The organism is Variovorax sp. PBL-H6, assembly GCF_901827155.1.
In the GTDB taxonomy this organism is placed as follows: Bacteria; Pseudomonadota; Gammaproteobacteria; order Burkholderiales; family Burkholderiaceae_C; genus Variovorax.
Map to the genome: position 1 here is coordinate 3,189,294 of NZ_LR594659.1, position 21,671 is coordinate 3,210,964.

At 65.8% G+C, this 21,671-nt stretch carries 20 protein-coding genes and 3 tRNA genes; 10 read left to right on the plus strand and 13 right to left on the minus strand.

The features are described 5' to 3' along the window. Positions 1 to 40 precede the first annotated feature (40 nt). The 5 genes from cysD (at position 41) to G3W89_RS14960 (ending at position 4,392) form a co-directional block, all read left to right on the plus strand. Positions 41 to 1,018, plus strand: coding sequence for a sulfate adenylyltransferase subunit CysD (cysD, locus tag G3W89_RS14940; protein ID WP_162574922.1), 978 nt, complete (start codon positions 41 to 43; stop codon positions 1,016 to 1,018). Continuing rightward, positions 1,018 to 2,358, plus strand: a complete 1,341-nt coding sequence (locus G3W89_RS14945; protein WP_162574923.1) for a sulfate adenylyltransferase subunit 1 — start codon at positions 1,018 to 1,020, stop codon at positions 2,356 to 2,358. The genes cysD and G3W89_RS14945 overlap by 1 nt, the downstream gene beginning before the upstream one ends. Positions 2,359 to 2,395: 37 nt before the next feature. Then, on the plus strand, positions 2,396 to 2,725 hold the full coding sequence (fdxA, locus tag G3W89_RS14950) for a ferredoxin FdxA (protein ID WP_162574924.1): 330 nt from the start codon (positions 2,396 to 2,398) through the stop codon (positions 2,723 to 2,725). Then, positions 2,683 to 3,747: an NAD(P)/FAD-dependent oxidoreductase gene (locus tag G3W89_RS14955; RefSeq protein ID WP_162574925.1), complete on the plus strand. Its 1,065-nt coding sequence runs from the start codon at positions 2,683 to 2,685 to the stop codon at positions 3,745 to 3,747. The genes fdxA and G3W89_RS14955 overlap by 43 nt, the downstream gene beginning before the upstream one ends. Before the next feature lie 87 nt (positions 3,748 to 3,834). Continuing rightward, a complete protein-coding gene (locus tag G3W89_RS14960; protein WP_162574926.1) occupies positions 3,835 to 4,392 on the plus strand; it encodes a phosphatase PAP2 family protein in 558 nt (185 codons plus the stop codon). Positions 4,393 to 4,401: 9 nt separating this feature from the next. On the opposite strand, the gene G3W89_RS14965 is transcribed toward G3W89_RS14960, so the two are convergent. Further along, positions 4,402 to 4,662, minus strand: a complete 261-nt coding sequence (locus G3W89_RS14965; protein WP_162574927.1) for a TIGR04438 family Trp-rich protein — start codon at positions 4,660 to 4,662, stop codon at positions 4,402 to 4,404. A 102-nt stretch (positions 4,663 to 4,764) separates the two neighbouring features. Here G3W89_RS14965 and G3W89_RS14970 point away from each other — a divergent pair, with 102 nt between their 5' ends. Continuing rightward, positions 4,765 to 5,070 carry a c-type cytochrome gene (locus tag G3W89_RS14970; RefSeq protein ID WP_162574928.1) on the plus strand — a complete coding sequence of 102 codons (306 nt, stop codon included), beginning with the start codon at positions 4,765 to 4,767 and terminating at the stop codon, positions 5,068 to 5,070. 15 nt (positions 5,071 to 5,085) lie between these two features. Here the strand turns inward: G3W89_RS14970 and G3W89_RS14975 are convergent, their stop codons facing one another. Both G3W89_RS14975 and acs read right to left on the minus strand, forming a co-directional pair. Further along, a complete protein-coding gene (locus G3W89_RS14975; protein WP_162574929.1) occupies positions 5,086 to 5,601 on the minus strand; it encodes a LapA family protein in 516 nt (171 codons plus the stop codon). A gap of 102 nt (positions 5,602 to 5,703) precedes the next feature. Further along, positions 5,704 to 7,695, minus strand: a complete 1,992-nt coding sequence (acs, locus tag G3W89_RS14980; protein ID WP_162574930.1) for an acetate--CoA ligase — start codon at positions 7,693 to 7,695, stop codon at positions 5,704 to 5,706. Between the two features lie 174 nt (positions 7,696 to 7,869). On the opposite strand from acs, the gene G3W89_RS14985 reads away from it, so the two are divergent. Then, on the plus strand, positions 7,870 to 8,490 hold the full coding sequence (locus tag G3W89_RS14985) for a YqhA family protein (RefSeq protein ID WP_162574931.1): 621 nt from the start codon (positions 7,870 to 7,872) through the stop codon (positions 8,488 to 8,490). Between the two features lie 15 nt (positions 8,491 to 8,505). Here the strand turns inward: G3W89_RS14985 and fumC are convergent, their stop codons facing one another. Then, positions 8,506 to 9,903 (minus strand): class II fumarate hydratase, encoded by a 1,398-nt coding sequence (fumC, locus tag G3W89_RS14990; protein WP_162574932.1) that lies wholly within the window; start codon positions 9,901 to 9,903, stop codon positions 8,506 to 8,508. A 121-nt stretch (positions 9,904 to 10,024) separates the two neighbouring features. On the opposite strand from fumC, the gene G3W89_RS14995 reads away from it, so the two are divergent. Genes G3W89_RS14995 through G3W89_RS15005 form a run of 3 tightly spaced genes read left to right on the plus strand, consistent with a single transcriptional unit; the run spans position 10,025 to position 13,176 of the window. Continuing rightward, positions 10,025 to 11,575, plus strand: coding sequence for a fumarate hydratase (locus tag G3W89_RS14995; protein WP_162574933.1), 1,551 nt, complete (start codon positions 10,025 to 10,027; stop codon positions 11,573 to 11,575). Beyond that, positions 11,572 to 12,396, plus strand: a complete 825-nt coding sequence (gene murI / locus G3W89_RS15000) for a glutamate racemase (RefSeq protein WP_162574934.1) — start codon at positions 11,572 to 11,574, stop codon at positions 12,394 to 12,396. The genes G3W89_RS14995 and murI overlap by 4 nt, the downstream gene beginning before the upstream one ends. 18 nt (positions 12,397 to 12,414) lie before the next feature. Further along, complete coding sequence (locus G3W89_RS15005) at positions 12,415 to 13,176, plus strand: hypothetical protein (RefSeq protein WP_162574935.1); 762 nt, start codon at positions 12,415 to 12,417, stop codon at positions 13,174 to 13,176. On the opposite strand, the gene G3W89_RS15010 is transcribed toward G3W89_RS15005, so the two are convergent. The 9 genes from G3W89_RS15010 to tig all read right to left on the minus strand — a co-directional run bounded on the left by G3W89_RS15010 (position 13,143) and on the right by tig (position 21,665). After that, complete coding sequence (locus tag G3W89_RS15010) at positions 13,143 to 14,480, minus strand: MFS transporter (RefSeq protein ID WP_162574936.1); 1,338 nt, start codon at positions 14,478 to 14,480, stop codon at positions 13,143 to 13,145. The genes G3W89_RS15005 and G3W89_RS15010 overlap by 34 nt on opposite strands. 90 nt (positions 14,481 to 14,570) lie before the next feature. Further along, positions 14,571 to 15,203, minus strand: coding sequence for a DUF6806 family protein (locus tag G3W89_RS15015; protein ID WP_162574937.1), 633 nt, complete (start codon positions 15,201 to 15,203; stop codon positions 14,571 to 14,573). A gap of 22 nt (positions 15,204 to 15,225) precedes the next feature. Beyond that, positions 15,226 to 15,318, minus strand: a tRNA-Leu gene (locus tag G3W89_RS15020). 87 nt (positions 15,319 to 15,405) lie between these two features. After that, positions 15,406 to 15,479, minus strand: a tRNA-Cys gene (locus G3W89_RS15025). Positions 15,480 to 15,555: 76 nt separating this feature from the next. Further along, a tRNA-Gly gene (locus tag G3W89_RS15030) sits at positions 15,556 to 15,631 on the minus strand. Between the two features lie 53 nt (positions 15,632 to 15,684). After that, positions 15,685 to 18,126, minus strand: a complete 2,442-nt coding sequence (gene lon / locus G3W89_RS15035; RefSeq protein WP_162574938.1) for an endopeptidase La — start codon at positions 18,124 to 18,126, stop codon at positions 15,685 to 15,687. A gap of 123 nt (positions 18,127 to 18,249) precedes the next feature. Next, positions 18,250 to 19,515, minus strand: a complete 1,266-nt coding sequence (gene clpX / locus G3W89_RS15040) for an ATP-dependent Clp protease ATP-binding subunit ClpX (RefSeq protein WP_162574939.1) — start codon at positions 19,513 to 19,515, stop codon at positions 18,250 to 18,252. 137 nt (positions 19,516 to 19,652) lie between these two features. Beyond that, complete coding sequence (gene clpP, locus G3W89_RS15045; RefSeq protein ID WP_162574940.1) at positions 19,653 to 20,261, minus strand: ATP-dependent Clp endopeptidase proteolytic subunit ClpP; 609 nt, start codon at positions 20,259 to 20,261, stop codon at positions 19,653 to 19,655. A gap of 90 nt (positions 20,262 to 20,351) precedes the next feature. Continuing rightward, positions 20,352 to 21,665 (minus strand): trigger factor, encoded by a 1,314-nt coding sequence (tig, locus tag G3W89_RS15050; protein ID WP_162574941.1) that lies wholly within the window; start codon positions 21,663 to 21,665, stop codon positions 20,352 to 20,354. Between the last annotated feature and the right edge of the window lie 6 nt (positions 21,666 to 21,671).

Consider the following 21,671-nt stretch of genomic DNA (forward strand, 5'->3'; position numbering starts at 1 on the left):
CCAAGGTCTGACCGATTTCCCGCACCGAGCACGCTATCTGATGAACGCCAGAACCGAACACGACCTGTTGCTGCAGACCGCGCACACGCCAACCCGCCTGTCCAACGCGCAGCTCGACGCGCTGGAGGAAGAAGCCATCTTCATCCTGCGCGAGGTCGCTGCCTCTTTCGAGCGGCCGACACTGCTGTTCTCGGGCGGCAAGGACTCGCTGGTGCTGCTGAAGTGCGCCGAGAAGGCCTTCATGAACTCGGCGGGAACCACGGGTGCCCGCGGCCGCCTGCCCTACCCGCTGCTGATGATCGACACCGGCCACAACTTCCCCGAGGTGACGGCCTTCCGCGACCACCGCGCGCGGGAACTGGGCGCCGAGCTGATCGTGCGCAGCGTCGAGGACTCGATGGCGCGCGGCACCGTGCGCCTGGCCCATCCGGGCGAGTCACGCAACGTGCACCAGTCGGTGACGCTGCTCGAGGCGATCGAGGAATTCCGCTTCGACGCGCTGATCGGCGGCGCCCGCCGGGACGAGGAGAAGGCCCGTGCCAAGGAGCGCATCTTCTCGCACCGCGACAGCTTCGGCCAATGGCAGCCCAAGGACCAGCGCCCCGAGCTCTGGACCCTGTTCAACACCCGCCTCGCACCGGGCGAGCATTTCCGCGTATTCCCGATCTCGAACTGGACGGAGCTCGATGTCTGGCAGTACATCGAGCGCGAGAAGATCGCCCTGCCCTCGATCTACTACACGCATCAGCGCCAGGTGGTCGAGCGCCGCGGCCTGCTGGTGCCGGTGACCGAGCTCACCCCACCGCGCGACGGTGAAACAGTCGAGGTTCGCAACGTGCGCTTCCGCACCGTGGGCGACATCACCTGCACCTGCCCCGTCGACAGCCTGGCCGCCGATGCGGCTGACGTGGTGGTCGAGACGCTGGCCGCTGAGGTCAGCGAGCGCGGCGCGACGCGCATGGACGACAAGACTTCCGAGGCTTCGATGGAGAAGCGCAAGAAAGACGGCTACTTCTGATGACTGCGACGACCACCACGTTCCCTGCGCCCGAGACCCTCCACGGCGACACCGGCACTGCCCTGCGCTTCATCACCTGCGGCAGCGTCGACGACGGCAAGAGCACGCTCATCGGCCGCCTGCTGGTCGACAGCAAGACCGTGCTGCAGGATCAGCTGGCCGGCGTGCAGCGCGGCGGCGAGACCGACCTGGCACTGCTGACCGACGGCCTCTCGGCCGAGCGCGAGCAAGGCATCACCATCGACGTCGCGTACCGCTACTTCTCCACGGCGCGGCGCAAGTTCATCATCGGCGACGCGCCGGGCCATGAGCAATACACGCGCAACATGGTCACCGCGGCATCGGGCGCCGACGCCGCCGTGGTGCTGATCGATGCGACCAAGCTCGCCTGGGCCGCCGAGGTCGAGGATGGCGAAGTGGTGCGCCGCGAGCTGCTCGCGCAGACGCGCCGCCATACGCTGCTGTGCCATCTGCTGCGCGTGCAGTCGATTGTGTTCGCGGTCAACAAGCTGGATGCCATCGCGGATGCCGGGCTTGCGTTCGAGCGCATCTCTTCTGCGCTCGCGAGCTTCGCCGAAGCCGCCGGCGTGCGGGTTGCAGCGACGGTGCCGATCTCGGCGCTGAAGGGCTGGAACGTCGCCTCGCGACACGGCGACTGGTGCGGCTACGAAGGCCCCAGCCTCATCGAGCTGCTCGAGGAGCTGCCCGTTACTCAGCAGGACGAGGCCGTGCCCTTCGCCTTCCCGGTGCAATGGGTCGAGAAGTTCTCCGGCTCGGCCGATACCTCGAAGGGCCGCCGGGTGTTCTGGGGGCGCGTGGCAAGCGGCCATGTCGAACCGGGGCAGCGCGTCGCCGTCCTGCCGGGCAACCAGACAGCCACGGTGGCGCAGGTGCTGAGCCACACGCGCCAGTCGAAGACCGTGCATGCGGGCCACAGCGCCGGCATCGTGCTCGACCGCGAGCTGGACGTCTCGCGCGGCGACTGGCTGCTGGCGCCCGGCGCCTTCGAGCCGGTGCGCGAGATCACGGCCACCATCGCCTGGCTGGACGACGAGCCGCTGGTTGCAGGACGCGTGTACTGGGCACTGCAGGGCCACCGCTGGGTCAAGGCCAAGGTCGCGCGCATCGTCGACCGCGTCAACATTACGACGCTTGACTCCGAGCCCGCGGACCGGCTGGAGCCCAATTCCATCGGCGACGTGGTGCTCTCGCTGCAGCAGCCGCTCGCGGTGCTGCCCTTCGTGCAATCGCGCGCGCTCGGTTCACTGGTGCTGGTCGACACGACCACCCACCGGACCTCGGCGGCCGTACTCGTGCAGCCCTCACCGCCAAGCGCCTAAAATTGATGGTTTCCCCCGTTCGATCCCAAGCCCAGCCATGACCCACGTCGTCTCCGAATCCTGTATCCGCTGCAAGTACACCGATTGCGTCGATGTGTGTCCCGTGGACTGCTTCCGCGAAGGCCCCAACATGCTGGTGATCGACCCGGACGAGTGCATCGACTGCGCGGTCTGCATCCCCGAGTGCCCTGTCAACGCGATCTACGCCGAGGAAGATCTGCCGGCCAATCAGCTCGCCTTCATCAAGCTTAATGCCGAGTTGGCCCTGGCCGACGGCTGGAAGAGCATCACCAAGCGCAAGCCCGCGCTGCCGGACGCCGACGAGTGGAAGGACAAGACCGACAAGATCGGGGAGCTGGTGCGCTGAGCACGCTCCCCAAGCCCACGGAAACCGACGCGCTGGTCATCGGCGCCGGCCCGGTCGGGCTGTTCCAGGCCTTCCAGCTGGGCCTGCTCGAGATCTCCTGCCACATCGTCGACACGCTGCCCGCCGCAGGCGGTCAGTGCGTGCAGTTGTATGGCGACAAGCCCATCTATGACATCCCGGGGATTCCGGCGACCAGCGGCCGCGGCCTGGTGGCGGCGCTGCTGCAGCAGCTGGTGCCGCTGAAACCCACCTTTCATTTCGAGCAGCAGGTCGCCACGCTCGAGCGGCAGCCCGACCAGCGCCTGCTGCTTCGCACCGCCACGGGCATGGGCTTTCTCGCCAGGACGGTGTTCATTGCCGCGGGCGTCGGCGCCTTCGTCCCCAAGCGCATCACGCTCGATGACATCCAGCGCTTCGAAGGATCTGCGCTCTTCTACCACCCTGAATCTTTGGAGCGCTTCGACGGCCAGGCAGTGGTTGTCAATGGCGGCGACGACGCGGCGCTGGCCACTGCACTGGCGCTCGTGGGTCGGGCCAGCACAGTGACGCTGGTGCATCGGCGCGACGGCTTCCAGGCCCACGAGGGCCTGCTCGCACGCATGCGGGCGGCGGTGGCCGAAGGCGCGATGCACTTCGCGGTGGGCCAGCCCGCGGCTTTCGACGGGCAGGTGCTGCAGATCTCGACACCCGATGCGCAAACCCTGGCCCTGCCGCTCGATGCGCTCATCGCCTGCCTCGGCATCTCGCCCAGGCTCGGTCCCATCGCCGACTGGGGGCTGAGCCTGGTGCGCAAGCAGGTGCCGGTCGATACCGAGCGCTTTCAGACCTCCGAAGCGGGGGTGTTCGCGGTCGGCGACATCAACACCTACCCGGGCAAGAAGAAGCTGATCGTCTGCGGCTTCCACGAGGCGACGCTGGCGGCCTGGGCAGCCACGGGGATCGTGTTCCCCGGCAAGGCCGTGCCCCTGCAGTACACGACGACCAGCACGCGATTGCACGAGTTGCTGGGCGTGGCGGCCTGAGCCTGCCGTACTTTCCGAGACGATCCTGAACGGAGCTTGAAGGGTTCGTTGATCAACTCGCCGCATGGCGACCCTATGATGCCTGCCATGCAGGCGCTGAACATTGCACTCTTCCAGATCCTCGGCGCCGGGCACAACCCGAATCCGGTGCTTCTATGGGTTGCCAGCAACGTGGCGCAACAAGCTTCCTGGCTGTGCGTGGCACTGATGGCGTGGGCCGCGTGGCATTGGCCCGCGCAGCGGCTCTACGTGCTGGCCTCGCTGTTTGCCGCGGGGGTTGCCGCCTTGCTCGCCCATGAACTGGCGGATGCCTTCGCCATGCCGCGCCCCTTCATGCTGGGCCTGAGCCCGGCGCATATCGAGCACGGCGCCCGCGGCTCGCTGCCGAGCGCGCACGCGACCGTGATGTTCACCGTTGGCCTGGTGTTCTGCCTGCGCGCACCGCTCAGGAAGATCGGCCTTGCGCTCCTGGCCGTCGCCGCCCTGACGGGCTGGGCACGCATCTATGTGGGCGTGCATTTCCCCTTCGACGTCCTGGCTGGCCTGCTGCTGGCGGCCCTCATTACCGCGGCCTTCTGGGTGGTCCACCGGCTCGGACGACGATTCATCGCACCGCTGATCACGCGCAACAGCCTGCGCGCCTGAGCCGCCGGATCAGCGCCCGCGGCGGCGCCGGTTGGAGCGGCTGGTGAGCAGACCCATCTGGCTGCGCTGCCGATCGATGCGGGCCTGCCGGCGTGCATTCTCCCGCTCGACCACCTTGCGCTTTGTGTAGCCCGAGGCATCGGCCCAGGCCCACCAGGCAGCCGCCAGCGCGAAGGGGATGAGCACCACCCACCAGCTCCATTGCGCGACGAAGCCGACCTCGAAGTACTTGAGGGCCACGCCGAGCAGGCCGAGGAAAAGAAACCACATGAGAGAACCCCTCCGATCGTCCGGCCGCATCTTCATGGACCGTGCACCGCGCTACCTACAATCGCGTTGGATCGACTTTAACGCACCACGTCACGGAACCCCATGAAAAGAGCGCTTCTCGCTGCCATCATCGGCCTGGCCGCAACGTCCCCCGCCCTGGCCGACCTTGCACTGGCCACTTCCAAGAACTGCATGAGCTGCCATGCCGTCGACCGCAAGGTCCTCGGCCCCGCCTTCAAGGACGTGGCTGCCAAGTACAAGGACAACAAGGGAGCGGCCGACATGCTGGCGACCAAGATCATGAAGGGTGGGTCCGGCGTGTGGGGGGCGGTGCCGATGCCAGCCAACAACCAGGTCAACGAGGCCGAAGCCAAGAAGCTTGCGGCCTGGGTCCTGTCGACGAAGTAGCGGCGCCCGGCTTCTTCAGACGGGCGGCGGCATGCCGCCGCCCGTAGCCGTCACCGCCGGCGGCCGCCGGTCGAAGCGATCCTCGAGCTGGCCGATGTGGGCCGCGAGCGTGTTGTCGGTCTGGTCGGACCGCACCTTGATCATGGTCTCGAGCTGCTCCACACGCGCCAGCAGCGCCGCATGCCGCTCGGCGTTGCGCGCCATGTGGGCATTCTCCTGGGCTTCCAGGAAGTTGCGCAGCTCGGTGAAGCGCGAGGCCTCGGCGCGGTCGGCCAGGTCGCGTTGGGCCTGCATCTCCTTGGTGTGGCGCCGCGTCTCGAGCAGCACCGTGGTCTGCAGGTAAACCACGTAGGCCACGAAGAAGATGCCCAGGAGCGCCGTGAGGCCGAGCATGATCAGCCCAAGCGGCGCCGTCACCTGCATGAAGCCGACCGACATCGCGGTGGGCGTGGCGAGCACGCTCCAGTTCAGCGCCGCGAGCGCCGCGATCAGCAGCACCACGACCAGCAGCACGCCTGTTCTCAGTCCCATGAAAGTTTCCCCTCGACATTCGGTGGACTGGTTGTAACGCATCCCGCGCCCCACCCCTGTCGGACGGGGGCGCGGGGTGCCGGGCACGCCTCGGTGGCCAGGTTAGTAGGCCTGCCCCAACTGCTCCAGGATGGCCGGGTTCTCGAGGGTGGACGTGTCCTGGGTGATGGCCTCGCCCTTGGCGATGCTGCGCAGCAGGCGCCTCATGATCTTTCCGCTGCGGGTCTTGGGCAGGTTCTCGCCGAAGCGGATGTCCTTGGGCTTGGCAATCGGCCCGATCTCCTTGGCCACCCAATTGCGCAGCTCGGTTGCGATCTGCCTGGCCTCGTCTCCGCTCGGACGGCCGCGCTTGAGCACGACAAAGGCGCAGACCGCCTCGCCCGTCATGTCGTCGGGGCGCCCCACCACCGCGGCTTCGGCCACCAGATCGGTCTTGGCGACCAGCGCCGACTCGATCTCCATCGTGCCGAGCCGGTGGCCCGAGACGTTGAGCACGTCGTCGATGCGGCCGGTGATCCGGAAGTAGCCGCGGTCGGGGCTGCGCACTGCGCCGTCGCCGGCGAGGTAGATGGTGCCGCCCATCTCCTCGGGAAAGTAGCTCTTCTTGAATCGCTCCGGGTCGTTCCAGATGGTGCGGATCATCGAGGGCCACGGGCGCTTGATCACCAGCATGCCGCCGCCGCCATTGGGGATGTCCTTGCCGGTCTCGTCCACGACCGCGGCCATGATGCCGGGCAGCGGCAGCGTGCAGGAGCCGGGCACCAGCGGCGTCGCGCCGGGCAGCGGCGTGATGACGTGGCCGCCCGTCTCGGTCTGCCAGAAGGTGTCGACGATGGGGCACTTCTCGCGGCCCACGTTCCGGTGGTACCACATCCAGGCTTCGGGGTTGATCGGTTCGCCCACGGTGCCGAGGATGCGCAACGAAGACAGGTCCCAATTCTTCGGATGCACCTTCTCGTCGCCTTCCGCCGCCTTGATGAGGGAGCGGATGGCCGTCGGCGCGGTGTAGAAGACGGTGACCTTGTGCTTCTCGATCATCTGCCAGAAGCGGCCCGCATGCGGATAGGTCGGGACGCCCTCGAACACCACCTGCGTCGCACCGGCAGCGAGCGGGCCATATGCGACATAGGTATGGCCGGTGATCCAGCCGATGTCGGCGGTGCACCAGAACACGTCTTCGGGGCGGATGTCGAAGGTCCAGTCCATGGTGAGCTTGGACCACAGCAGGTAGCCGCCGGTGGCATGCTGCACGCCCTTGGGCTTGCCGGTCGAGCCCGAGGTGTAGAGGATGAAGAGCGGATGCTCCGCGCCCACCGGCTCCGGTGCGCACTCGCTGGCCTGCCCCTTGAGCACTTCGTCGAAGGTCTTGTCGCGGCCCGCAACCATGTTGCAGGCGGTCGCGGTGCGCTGGTAGACCAGCACGGTCTTGAGCGATGCCTCGCAGCCGCCCAGCGCGATCGCGTCATCGACGATCGCCTTGAGCGGCAGCTCCTTGCCGCCCCGCAGCTGGAAGTTGGAGGTGATCACCGCCACCGCGCCGGCGTCGATGATGCGTTCCTGCAGTGCCTTGGCCGAGAAGCCGCCGAACACCACGCTGTGCGTGGCGCCGATGCGGGCACAGGCCTGCATCGCAACCACGCCCTCGATGGTCATGGGCATGTAGATGATGACGCGATCGCCCTTGCGGATACCCTGTGATTTCAGCGCATTGGCGAACTGCGAGACCCGTGTCAGCAGCTCCTTGTACGTGACCTGGGTGACCGTACCGTCGTCGGCCTCGAACACGATGGCGGTCTTGTTCTCGATCGGGGTGCCGACGTGCTTGTCCAGGCAGTTGGCCGAGGCGTTGAGCTCGCCGTCGTCGAACCACTTGTAGAAAGGCGCGTTCGATTCGTCGAGCGTACGCGTGAAGGGTTTGGTCCACACCACGTTGGCCTTGGCCTGCCGGGCCCAGAAGCCCTCGAAGTCGTCGGCGGCCTCCTTGCACAGCGCCTCGTAGGTAGCCATGCTGTCGATGCGTGCGCCGTTGACGGCACGGGCATCGGGCGGGAACACGCGGTTCTCGACAAGGAAGGACTCGATCGTGCTGCTCATTCTTTGCCTCCGGTATGTAGCTGGGGACTGACGGGCGCTAATGTCGGCGCCCGCACTTACGGACGACTGACGCTCCATGGTAGCGAGTGGTCGATGACACGTCGGTCACGTGGCGCGACTTTAGAATCGCGCGTCTCCTGCGCCCCGCCTCACTCACAGGCCTCCCCACCACCGATGTCCAACCTCGATCCCATCCTCCAGCAACATGCCGGCAAGGCCTCGCCGCTGCGCCCCCTGCCCAACCTGATCTTCGCCAGCCGCTGGCTGCAGCTGCCGCTGTACCTGGGCCTGATCGTCGCTCAGGGCGTGTACGTGGTGCACTTTCTCGTCGAACTGCTCCATCTCGTGGAAGCGGCCTTCGGAAGCGAGGAAGCGCTCAAGTCGCTGATCACGAGCATCGGCTACAAGACGGCGGCGCCGGTCACCACGCTCAACGAAACGGTGATCATGCTGGTCGTGCTGGCACTGATCGACGTGGTCATGATCTCCAACCTGTTGATCATGGTGATCGTCGGCGGGTACGAGACCTTCGTGAGCCGGATGAACCTCGAAGGCCATCGCGACCAGCCCGAGTGGCTGAGCCACGTGAACGCGTCGGTGCTGAAGGTCAAGCTGGCCACCGCCATCATCGGCATCAGCTCGATCCACCTGCTCAAGACCTTCATCAACGCCGACAACTACACCGATCGCGTGCTGATCGCGCAGACGGCGATCCATATCGCATTCCTGCTGTCGGCGATGGCGATCGCGTTCACCGACCGGCTGATGGCTCCAGCGCCCTCCGCCGGCCACTGAGGCGGTCACCGGATTTCAACGGCCGGTCATCTTCTCCGGCACCACCCACTGGTCGAACTGCTCGGCCGTGAGGTGCCCCGAAGCAATCGCCGCTTCGCGCAGGCTGCTGCCTTCCTTGTGCGCCTTCTTCGCAATGAAGGCGGCCTTGTCGTACCCGATGTGCGTATTGAGCGCGGTCACCAGCATCAGCGAACGCTGCACCAGTTCCGTGATGCGCTCGCGATTGGGCTCGATGCCGACCGCGCAATGGTCGTTGAAGCTGCGCATGCCATCGGCCAGCAGCCGCACGCTCTGCAGGAAATTGTGCGCCACCATCGGCCGGAACACATTGAGTTCGAAGTTGCCCGAAGCGCCGCCGATGTTGATCGCGACATCGTTGCCGAACACCTGCGCGGCCAGCATCGTGACCGCCTCGCTCTGCGTCGGGTTGACCTTCCCGGGCATGATCGATGAGCCCGGTTCGTTCTCGGGGATGCTCAGTTCGCCGATGCCACTGCGCGGCCCGCTGGCGAGCCAGCGCACGTCGTTGGCAATCTTGGTCATGCTCGCTGCCAGCGTCTTGAGCGCCCCGTGCGCGTGCACCAGGGCATCGACCGAGGCCATGGCCTCGAACTTGTTGGGCGCAGTGACGAAAGGCAGGCCGGTGAGCTTCGCGAGCTCGGCCGCCACCTGCTCGGCATAGCCCTTGGGCGCATTGAGCCCGGTGCCGACCGCGGTGCCCCCCAGGGCCAGCTCGCAAAGATGCGGCAGCGCAGCCCGCACATGGGCTTCGCCGTGGGCCAGCTGGGCCACGTAGCCCGAGAACTCCTGGCCCAGCGTGAGCGGCGTCGCGTCCTGCAGGTGGGTACGGCCGATCTTCACGATGTCGGCGAACGCTTCGGACTTCTGCTGCAGCGTCCCGCGCAGCTGCGCAAGCGCCGGCAGCAGGCGATGCGTGAGCGCCTCGACCGCCGCCACGTGCATGGCCGTCGGGAACACGTCGTTCGACGACTGGCTGCGGTTCACGTCGTCGTTGGGATGCACGAGGCGTCCCTCCCCGCGCTCGCCGCCCAGCAGCTCGCTGGCGCGGTTGGCCAGCACCTCGTTCACGTTCATGTTGGTCTGCGTGCCCGAGCCGGTCTGCCACACGACCAGCGGAAACTCGTCGCCATGCTGGCCCGCGATCACCTCGTCGGCCGCGGCGGCGATGGCCTGCGTCTTCTTATCGTCCTGCAGGCCCAGCGCATGGTTCACCACCGCCGACGCGCGCTTGACCTGCGCGAGCGCCTTGATGATCTCGCGCGGCTGTCGCTCGCCCGAGATGTCGAAGTTCTGCAGCGAGCGCTGCGTCTGCGCGCCCCACAGCTTGTCGGCAGGCACCTCGATGGGGCCGAAGGTGTCGCGTTCGATACGGGTGGGGGTGGATATCGCCATGAAAAAAGCTCCGCTGTCAAAATGGAGGGCGCGCCTGGCGCACCAGGGCATTCGCCCAGTATCGTCGCAAACAAGAATGGCTCGCATTGAGCGAGTGCTTTCCCCTCCCACGGACACAGCCATGACCATCATCCAGCAAGCCGACCTGATCGAGTCGGTTGCCGCCGCGCTCCAGTACATCAGCTACTACCACCCCACCGACTACATCGCCCACCTGGCACGCGCCTACGAGCGTGAGCAGAGCGCCGCAGCCAAGGATGCCATGGCGCAGATCCTCACCAACAGCAAGATGAGCGCAACGGGCCAGCGGCCGATCTGCCAGGACACGGGGATCGTCAACGTGTTCCTCAAGGTCGGCATGGACGTACGCTGGGGCGGCTTCACGGGCGGCCTTTACGACGCCATCAACGAAGGCGTGCGCCGTGGCTACAACCATCCGGACAACATGCTGCGCGCCTCGGTGGTCGCCGATCCGCAGTTCGACCGCAAGAACACGAAGGACAACACCCCCGCCGTGATCTTCACGGAGATCGTGCCCGGCAACACGGTCGAGGTCACGGTCGCGGCCAAGGGTGGCGGGAGCGAAAACAAGAGCAAGCTCGTGATGCTGAACCCCGGCGACAGCGTGGTCGACTGGGTGCTCAAGACCGTGCCGACCATGGGCGCCGGCTGGTGCCCGCCGGGCATGCTCGGCATCGGCATCGGGGGCACGGCCGAGAAGGCCGCCCTGCTCGCCAAGGAAAGCCTGATGGACGACCTCGACATGCACGAGCTGCTGGCCAGGAAGCGCGCGGGCGCCGAGCTGAGCAAGGTGGAGGCACTGCGGGTGGAGCTCTATGAGAAGGTCAATGCACTCGGCATCGGCGCGCAGGGCCTGGGCGGGCTGGCCACGGTGCTGGACGTCAAGATCAAGATGTACCCCACGCACGCGGCCAGCAAACCCGTCGCGATGATCCCGAATTGCGCGGCCACGCGCCACGCGCATTTCGTGCTCGACGGCTCGGGGCCGGTCTACCTCGAGGCGCCTTCGCTGGATCTCTGGCCCAAGATCGACTGGGCCCCCGACTACAACAAGAGCAAGCGTGTGGACCTCGACAAGCTCACGCCGGCCGAGGTCGCCAGCTGGAAGCCGGGCGACACGCTGCTGCTCAACGGCAAGATGCTCACCGGCCGCGACGCCGCGCACAAGCGCATCGCAGACATGCTTGCCAAGGGCGAGAAGCTGCCGGTGGACTTCACGAACCGGGTGATCTATTACGTGGGCCCGGTCGATCCGGTCAAGGACGAGGCGGTGGGCCCGGCCGGCCCGACAACCGCGACGCGCATGGATGGCTTCACTGAAATGATGCTCGCGAAGACCGGGCTGATCGCGATGATCGGCAAGGCCGAGCGCGGCCCGGTCGCGATCGAGGCGATCCAGAAGCACAAGAGCGCCTACCTGATGGCGGTGGGCGGCGCCGCGTACCTCGTGAGCAAGGCGATCAAGACCGCCAAGGTGGTGGGCTTCGCCGACCTGGGCATGGAAGCGATCTATGAGTTCGACGTGGTCGACATGCCGGTGACGGTGGCGGTCGATGCCGGCGGCACCAGCGCCCACATCACTGGCCCGGCCGAGTGGCAGAAGCGCATTGCCAGCGGCGAATTCAAGACCATCATGATGGAAGCCGCTTGAGCGTTCCGGGTGCTCTTGCCGATCGCCCGATCGGCGTCTTCGACAGCGGCATCGGCGGCCTCAGCGTGCTCAATGCGCTGCGCGAGGCGTTGCCGCACGAACGCTTCGCGTACTTCGCCGACACGGCCCATGCGCCTTACGGCGAGCGCGGCGACGCTTACGTCGCGCAGCGCACGCGCACGGTGGCGGGCTACCTGCGCGAGCGGCATGGCATCAAGGCGCTGGTGGTCGCGTGCAACACTGCAACCGCAGCCGCTATTCACGAACTTCGGGCCGAGCACCCGGCCTTTCCAGTGGTAGGCGTCGAGCCGGCCCTGAAGCCCGCTGTGGCCGCCAGCAAAACCGGCCATGTTGCCGTCCTCGCCACCCGCGTCACGGTGGAGAGCCGCAAGTTCGAGGCGCTGCGTGCCTCCGTGGCAGGACAGGCGAGCTTCCGTATCGTCCCTTGCGACGGCCTGGCGGGCGCCATCGAGCGCGGCGATGGGCCCGGCATCGCGGTCTTGAGCGAGCGCTATCTGCGTCAAGCTGGCAGCCTCGGCACTGCGCCCGGCGAGATCGACACGTTGGTGCTGGGCTGCACGCACTACCCTTTCATCGCGGCCGAGCTGCGTCGTCATTGCGGCAATGCGGTGCGCTTCATCGACACCGGCGCACCGGTTGCGCTGCAAACGCGGCGGCTGCTGGCGCAGGCCGGGCAGCTCGCGGTACTGGGCGAAGGCGCGGTGGCGCTCCTGAGCAGTGCCGCGCCCGAGGCGCTCGACGCGGCCGCCGCACGCTGGCTCGCGCAGCCGGCCGCGGCCGCATCCCTGGCCAGCGCCTGACCCCTCCCGCCTCGCCACATGCCTCGACGACTGCTCCTTGGCTTCCTGCTGGTCCTGCTGAGCGCCGCCGCGCATGCGGCCTGCGACACCGGTCTCGCGGAGCGCATGCATGCCAAGCTGCACGCCAGGCGGGCGCTGGACCACGAACTTGCCGTGTGCGAGCCTTGGCGCGGCTTTGCCGGACGCTTCATCGTCGTGCTGCCGCTGCCGCGCCCTTCCGCCGACCAAGGCGTCACTCAGTTCGATCTGGACGTGCTGGTGGTGCAGCAGGCCGACAACGGCAATACCGAGCGCGCCAAGGTCGTCAGCCGGCTTTTCGAGGCCGCGGCCATGCGCGAGGACGCCGTGCGCATTGGCGAGATCAAGGTCGACACGGCGCGGTACACGCTGGCCCCCGATGCGCGCGCGTTCGGCATTCGCATCCTCCGCCAGGGCTCGTCGCGCGTGAATCCCTACTCGAACGAGACGCTGACACTGTACGTCCCGCGGGGGCCCAGGCTCGCCAAGGTGCTCGACGGAGTCGAGCTGACGATGGAGCGCGGCGAATGGGACGCCAACTGCGCCGGCAATTTCGAGACTATGCGCGGCAACCTGTCAATCGCCCGCAGCACGAGCAACGCTTACGCCGATCTGCTGCTGCGCCAGACCCGCACCGAGACCCGCTCCAGTGCGCAAGGCGACGAATGCGTCACGCAGGAGCGGCCGGCGAAATTCTCCTCGCGGATGCTGCGCTACGACGGTACGGCCTACCGCCCTGCGAAAGGCCCGACGCCCGACTGAGGCGTCTCGTCGCGCAGCGCCGCCGCCCGGCCGCGCCGCATGTCGATCGGCAGCAGCAGGAGCAGGCCGCCGATGAAAAGCACGCTGGTCGCCAGGATCGCGATGCGCTGGTTGCCGCCGGTCGCCCAGGTGATGGCGCCGTAGCTCAGCGGACCGATGATCGCGGCCAAGCGCGTTGCAAAGCTCCAGAGGCCGAAGAACTCCGCCAACTGCCGCGGCGGCGCTAGCACGCCGGTCATGGCGCGCCCGGCCGACTGGCTCGAGCCCATGGCCAGACCGGCGATGGTTGCAGCCCACCAGAACCCTCCCTTGGTTGTGACTGAAGCGGCGATGACGCACACCGCGATCCAGGCCAGCAGTGCACCGGAGAGCGCACGCCGGTGGCCGATGCGGTCCTCCAGATAGCCGAAGCCGAAGGCGCCCAGCGCTGCCGCGATGTTGAGGACGAAGATCAGCACCATCGTCTCGCTCGGGAGGAAGCCGATCACCTGCTCCGCATAGATCGCCGCGAGCGTGATCGCCACTGCCACACCGCCCTGGTAGCAGACGGTGCAGGCCAGCAGCCACATGAAATCGCGGTACGCGCGCGCATTGCGGAAGGTGTCGCTCAGCTGCTGCCAGGCACTGCGGCTGTCGGCCGCTCCCTGTGGCTGCGCACGCTCGGGCAGCAACGCGAAGGTGGCGCAGGCGGCGAGACCGTAGATCGCCGCCGTGATGAGCATCGTGACCGGCACGAAGTGCGCAGCCGGCAGGCCGCCAGCCTGGGCCGAGAGCACGTAGGCCAGGCACAGTCCGAGCGCGAGCATGCCGCCGATGTAGCCGAAGGCCCAGCCCCATCCGCTGACCTTGCCCATCCCCTCGGCCGTCGCGAGCTCCGGCAGGAAAGCACCGGTCAGCGACTCCCCGTACGAGTAGAAGGTATTGGAGACAACCACCAGGCCCATCGCGAGCGCGACCGCGAAGGGGCCTCCGAGCCGGGGCGTGATCGCCAGCGCCGCGGTGCCGAGCACGCAGCCGGCAGTGACGATCGCCAATGCTTTCTTCTTTGCCGCATGGAGGTCGGCCCAGGCGCCGATGGCCGGCATGCTCAACATCACGATGGCATAGGAGATGCTCAAGGCCACCGTCCAGGCGAACGGGCCCCAAGGCGCGCCCTTGGCGATTCCGCCGACGAAATAGGCGGCGAACACTGCCGTGATCACGACAGTCGTATAGCCCGAGTTGGCGAAGTCGTACATGGCCCAGCCGAAGACTTCGCGCTTGCGCACGCCGGGACGAAGGGCAGACTGGGAAAAAAGCGCCAAGCGACTCTCCTCGAGCAGAAGGTCGCCGAGCATAGCGGAGCGGCCTGACCGCCTCGTGGCGCCGGCGCCAGGTTCGCGCGGCGCCTCAGCTCAGTGCAGGTGGCGCGGGCGGCGTCCGCCGCCGTGACCGCCACTGCCCGGCCCACCGGTGCCTCCACGCGGGCGCTTGCCAATTTCGAGGGAGTTCACCAGCGCATCGAAGCGGTCGCCGAAGAGCTTGTCGATCTCGGCCACTACGCCGCCGAGCTCTGCGCCATCGAAGTGGCGCTCCATGAGGTTCACCACGTCCTCGACCAGAAGGTCGCGCTGCACCTGCATGATCGCGGCCGGGTTGGGACCGATGAAGAGCATGACGAAGTCATCACGGGACTCTTCCTCGGGATCGCCCTCCTCCTCGTCGAAGTCCGTGTCGTAGAAGGTGACCTCGATCGCGGCGCCTTGCTCGGCCAGCTCGTTGAGAGCCATGCACATTTCGTCGAGGGCCTGTCGGAAATCCTCGTCTCCGGCCACGGTCCAGCAGATCTGGAGCAGGTGGTCCTTCTGCTCGAAGCGGATTCCGGGTTCCTCTTCGTAGACACTGTTCGCGCCATCGGCCAGCGAGCGGGCACCGGCGTATTTCCAGAGGGGTTTCAGGGCTTCCTGAATTTGCTCGAAGCTCACATCGGAGCGAAGCGACACATCGCCGTGGACGTGGATTTCGAACGGAGCGTTGTAGCGAGGCATGTCATGCTCCCTTGTGATGTGGTGGTGCCCGGAACCGGGGTCGAACCGGTATGCCCCTTATGCAGGAAGCGGCGGATTTTAAGTCCGATGTGTCTACCAATTTCACCATCCGGGCGTCCGGGTGGATATGGACGATACCCGAAACAAATACAGCCCCGACAACCGACGGTTGGAGGGGCTGTCTGATCGATACGGCTGGAGGTGGAGGCGCGACCCGGAGTCGAACCGGGCTAGACGGATTTGCAATCCGTTGCATAACCGCTTTGCTATCGCGCCATGCGTTCAATCAACGTTTTCTTCTTGGTCGGAACTCGCGAAAAAAAGGGAAGCTTGAGGCTTCCCTTTTGAAAACTGGAGCGGGAAAAGAGTCTCGAACTCTCGACCTCAACCTTGGCAAGGTTGCGCTCTACCAACTGAGCTATTCCCGCGTTTCAAGCCTTCAATTATAGAGCACTTTTTGAGTGTCCCGCAAGACTGCGGCTCAATGCTTGATGGAGCCTTCGACTGGTTGCGACGCGCGCTGCTTCGCCTGCTCGGCCATGGCCGCCGCAGAGGCAGCGACCTCCTCGTCGGACAACGGCGTGGGTTGCTTCTCAAGCGCGATTTCGAGCACTTTGTCGATCCACTTCACAGGCACGATCTCGAGACCGTTCTTCACGTTCTCGGGAATGTCCTGCAGGTCCTTGGCGTTCTCTTCCGGAATCAGCACGGTTTTGATGCCGCCGCGCAGGGCAGCCAACAGCTTCTCCTTGAGCCCGCCGATCGCCGTGACTTCGCCACGCAGCGTGATCTCGCCGGTCATGGCGACATCGGCACGCACCGGAATGCCGGTGAGGGCGGACACGAACGCGGTTGTCATCGCCGCGCCTGCGCTCGGGCCGTCCTTGGGCGTGGCGCCATCGGGCACGTGGATGTGGATGTCGCGCTTCTCGAACACCTCGTCCTTGATGCCGAGACGACGCGCACGGCTGCGCACCACGGTGCGTGCGGCCTCGACCGACTCCTTCATCACGTCGCCGAGCGAACCCGTACGGCTGATCACGCCCTTGCCGGGCATCGTCACCGCCTCGATCGTGAGCAGGTCGCCGCCCACCTCGGTCCAAGCCAGGCCGACCACCTGGCCCACCTGGTTCTGCTTCTCGGCCAGGCCAAAGGTGTACTTGCGCACGCCGAGGAAGTCGTTGAGATTCTTTCCCTCCACGACCACCTTGGGTGTCATCTTCTTGAGCAGCAGTCCCTTGACGGTCTTGCGGCAGATCTTGGAGAGCTCCCGCTCGAGCGAACGCACGCCAGCTTCGCGCGTGTAGTAGCGCACGATGTCGCGCACGGCCTCTTCGGTGATCAGGAGCTCGTCCTCCTTCACGCCGTTGTTCTTCATCTGCTTGGGCAGCAGGTACTTGAGCGCAATGTGCGTCTTCTCGTCCTCGGTGTAGCCCGCCAGGCGAATCACTTCCATCCGGTCCAGCAGCGCGGGCGGGATGTTCATCGAGTTCGAGGTGGCGACGAACATCACGTCGGACAAGTCGAAGTCGACCTCGACGTAGTGGTCGCCGAAGGTGTGGTTCTGCTCGGGGTCGAGCACTTCCAGCAGTGCGCTGGACGGATCACCGCGGAAGTCGGTGCCCAGCTTGTCGATTTCGTCGAGCAGGAACAGCGGATTGCGCGTGCCCACCTTGTTCAGGCTCTGCAGCACCTTGCCCGGCAGCGCGCCGATGTAGGTGCGGCGGTGCCCGCGGATCTCGGCCTCGTCGCGCATGCCGCCCAACGCCATGCGGGTGTACTTGCGGCCGGTCGCCTTGGCGATCGACTGGCCCAGCGAGGTCTTGCCCACGCCGGGCGGGCCCACGAGGCAAAGGATCGGCGCCTTCACCTTCTCGACGCGCTGCTGCACCGCAAGATATTCGAGGATGCGGTCCTTGACCTTCTCGAGGCCGTAGTGGTCTTCGTTGAGCACCTCTTCGGCATGCGCGAGGTCGTGCTTGATCTTGGTCCTCTTGCTCCAGGGCAGGCCGATCAGCACATCGATGTAGTTGCGCACGACCGTGGCCTCGGCTGACATCGGCGACATCAGCTTGAGCTTCTTGAGCTCGCCCTCTGCCTTCTTGAGCGCCTCCTTGGGCATCTTCGCGAGCTTGATCTTCTTCTCGATCTCCTCGATGTCCGCGCCCTCTTCGCCCTCGCCCAGTTCCTTCTGGATCGCCTTGACCTGCTCGTTCAGGTAGAAGTCGCGCTGGTTCTTCTCCATCTGGCGCTTCACGCGGCCACGAATCTTCTTGTCGACGTTGAGGATGTCGACCTCGCGCTCCAGCTGGCCGTACAAGTTCTCCAGCCGCGACTTGATGTCGTCCAGATCGAGCACCGCCTGCTTGTTGTCGAGCTTGAGCGGCAGGTGGGCGGCGATGGTGTCGGCCAGGCGCCCCGGATCGTCGATGCTCGAGATCGAGGTCAGGATCTCGGGCGGGATCTTCTTGTTGAGCTTGACGTACTGGTCGAATTGCTGCATCACGGCGCGGCGCAGCGCCTCGACCTCGGTGCCCTTCTGCGCCGCGGCCTCAGGCGCTTCCGCCGGGGTCACGTTCGCCGAGAAATGGGTCTCGCCGTCATCGATGCGGTTCACGCGCGCACGCTGCTGGCCTTCGACGAGCACCTTCACCGTGCCGTCGGGCAACTTGAGCATCTGCAGGATGGTCGAGATACACCCCACTTCGAACATGTCTTCGACCGAAGGCTCGTCCTTGGCGGCGGCCTTCTGGGCCACCAGCATGATCCGGCGCTCCGCTTCCATCGCGAGCTCCAGCGCCTTGATGCTCTTGGGGCGGCCAACGAAGAGCGGAATCACCATGTGGGGGAAAACGACCACGTCGCGCAGGGGCAGCAGCGGCAGGTCGATCTCGGTGGCAGGCAGGGGGGTATGACCGGACATGGAAATCCTTTGGTTGATCATGGAAAGATGGTCGGCCGCGCGAGCTTTTCAAGCCCGCGGGCACGGGAATCGCCGAAGACGCCGGTCGCCGGTATGAGAGGGGCCGGCCTGAAAGTCACTCAATCAGGCCTTCTTGGCCGCCTCGCGATAGACGAGGAGCGGTGGCTTGTTTTCGTCGATTGTGGACTCTTCAACCACGACCTTGTCGACATTGGTGGCATTCGGCAGCTCGAACATGGTGTCGATCAGCGACTGCTCCAGGATCGAGCGCAGTCCGCGTGCGCCTGTCTTGCGGGCCAGCGCCTTGCGCGCGATCGCCTTGAGGGCCGCCGGACGGATCTCCAGGTCGACCCCTTCCATCTGCAGCAGCTTGGTGAACTGCTTCACCACCGCATTCTTCGGCTCGGTCAGGATCTGAACCAGCGCGTCCTCGCTGAGCTCGGCGAGCGAGGCAACGACCGGCATGCGGCCGACCAGTTCCGGAATCAGGCCGAACTTGATCAGGTCCTCGGGTTCCACCTCGCGGAACACCTCGGTCAGGCTGCGCTGCTGCTTGCTCTTGACCGAAGCGCCGAAGCCGATGCCGGAGGCCTCGGTGCGGTTCTCGATCACCTTCTCGAGCCCGGCGAAGGCGCCTCCACAGATGAACAGGATGTTGGTCGTGTCGATCTGCAGGAAGTCCTGGTTGGGGTGCTTGCGCCCGCCCTGCGGCGGCACGCTGGCCATGGTGCCTTCGATCAGCTTGAGCAGCGCCTGCTGCACGCCTTCACCCGACACGTCCCGGGTGATCGAGGGGTTGTCGGACTTGCGGGAGATCTTGTCGATCTCGTCGATGTAGACGATGCCGCGCTGCGCGCGCTCCACCTCGTAGTTGCAGCTCTGCAGCAGCTTCTGAATGATGTTCTCGACATCCTCGCCCACATAGCCGGCCTCCGTCAGCGTGGTGGCGTCGGCCATCACGAAGGGCACGTCCAGCATGCGTGCCAGGGTCTGGGCCAGCAGGGTCTTGCCCGAGCCGGTCGGGCCGATCAGCAGGATGTTGCTCTTGCTGAGCTCGACGTCTTCACCCTTCGCCTTGTCCTTGTGGCGCAGGCGTTTGTAGTGGTTGTAGACCGCCACGGAGAGCATGCGCTTCGCAGGCTCCTGGCCAATCACGTAGTTGTCGAGGTTGGCCTTGATCTCCAGCGGCGTCGGCAGGTCGCTGCGCGCTTCACGTGATTCGTCGCCTGCAGGCAGTTCGTCGCGGATGATCTCGTTGCAGAGATCGATGCACTCGTCGCAGATAAAAACCGACGGCCCGGCGATCAGCTTCTTGACCTCGTGCTGGCTCTTCCCGCAGAACGAGCAATAGAGCGTTTTTTCGCTGGAAGAGCCTTTTTTCTCGGCCATGGACAGATGCCTCGTAACGGGGATTTAACAATGATAGCGAAGAAGGAAGACCCTCGGCCCATCCCCGATCCGAACAAAAACGGCGTTTTCCGTGCGGAAAACGCCGTCTGTCGCCGGGGCGCCGCAGCGCATGCGCGTCAGCTGCGCTTGGCGATTACCTGGTCGACCAGCCCGTAGTCCTTGGACTCGTCGGCCGTCAGAAAGTAGTCGCGCTCCGTGTCGCGGGCGATCTTCTCCAGGGGCTGGCCGGTACGCTCGGCCAGGATGCGGTTCATCTGCTCGCGGGTCTTCAGGATGTCGCGAGCGTGAATCTCGATGTCGGTAGCCTGGCCACGAGCGCCGCCCAGCACCTGGTGGATCATGATCTTGGAGTTGGGCAGCGAGAAGCGCTTTCCTTTCTCCCCCGCCGCCAGCAGGAACGCACCCATGCTGGCCGCGAAGCCCACGCAAAGGGTCGACACGGCCGGCTTGATGAACTGCATCGTGTCGTAGATCGCCATGCCGGCGCTCACACTACCGCCGGGCGAGTTGATGTAGAACGAAATGTCCTTGTCGGGGTTCTCGCTCTCCAGGAACAGGAGCTGCGCCACCACCAGATTGGCGGTCTGGTCGTTGACCTCGCCCACCAGGAAGATCACCCGCTCTTTGAGCAACCGCGAATAGATGTCGTAGGAACGCTCGCCGCGGCCCGATTGCTCGATGACCATCGGGATCATGCCGAGGCCTTTAATTTCCTGTGCGCTCATGTGTGCTCTCCAGAGAGGTTTGTACTGTACCCAGACGACATGGGGCTCATGCCGCGAAAGCACAAGCCCCTGGCCGGTGACCGGTTGCGATCAGCCCTGCTGGGCCATCAGTTCGTCGAAGGAGACCGACTTGGCGTTGACCTTGGCCTTGCTCAGGACGAAATCTGTCACGTTGTTCTCGATCACCACTGCCTCGACTTCGGCCAGGCGGCGGTTGTCGCTGAAGTACCAGCGCACCACGTCGGCCGGCTTTTCGTAGCTGGCAGCCAGCTCGTCGATGTGGGCCTTGATCTGCTCCGGCTTGGCCTGCAGGTTGTTGGCGCGCACCAGCTCGGCTACCACCAGGCCCAGTCGCACGCGGCGCTCGGCTTGCGGGCGGAACACGTCGTCGGGGATCGGCGCCTTGTCAGCATCCTTGATGCCGCGCTGCTTGAGCTCGGCGCGTGCGCCTTCGACCATGCGGTCCACCTCGGCCTGCACGCTGGACTTGGGCAGATCGAGCTCGGCGTTCGCGATCAGCGCGTCCATCACCGCGTTCTTGTTGCGCGCCAGCAGGCGGAACTTGACCTCGCGCTCGAGGTTACGCTTGATGTCGGCCCGCAAGCCCTCGACCGTGCCCTCGGCAATGCCGAGCGACTTGGCGAGCTGCTCGTTGATCTCGGGCAGGTGCGAGGCCTCGATCTTCTTCACCGTAACCATGAAGTCGGCCTGCTTGCCCGCCACGTCCTTGCCGTGATAGTCGGCCGGGAAGGACAAGGGGAAGGTGCGGCTGTCGCCGGACTTCAGGCCGCGCACGGCGTCCTCGAACTCCTTGAGCATCTGGCCTTCGCCAACGATGAACTGGAAGTCGTCCGCCTTGCCGCCCTGGAAAGTCTCGCCGTCGATCTTGCCCTCGAAGTCGACCGTCACGCGGTCGCCGTCCTGCACCGTGGCGTCCTGGGCGCGCTGGGCGAAGGTGCGGCGCTGCTTGCGCAGGATATCGAGCGTCTTGTCGATCGCGTCTTCACCCACCTCGGCGCTGAGCTTCTCGACCTCGGCGTTGGCCAGGTCGTTGATCTTCACATCGGGGAAGACCTCGAAGACCGCGTCGAAGGCCAGTTGCCCCTCGGGCGACTCTTCCTTCTCGGTGATGCGCGGCTGGCCCGCCACGCGCAGCCTGGCTTCATTGGCAGCCTGCGAGAAGGCCTCGCCGACCTTGTCGTTCATGACCTCGTAGTGCACCGAATAGCCGTAGCGCTGCGCCACCACCGTCATCGGCACCTTGCCGGGACGGAAGCCGTCCATCTTGACGGTGCGGGCCAGCTTCTTGAGGCGTGAATCGACCTCGGACTGGATGGTGCCGACGGGCAAGGTCAGCGTGATCTTGCGCTCGAGCTTGTCGAGGGTTTCAACGTTCACGGTCATTTGTGT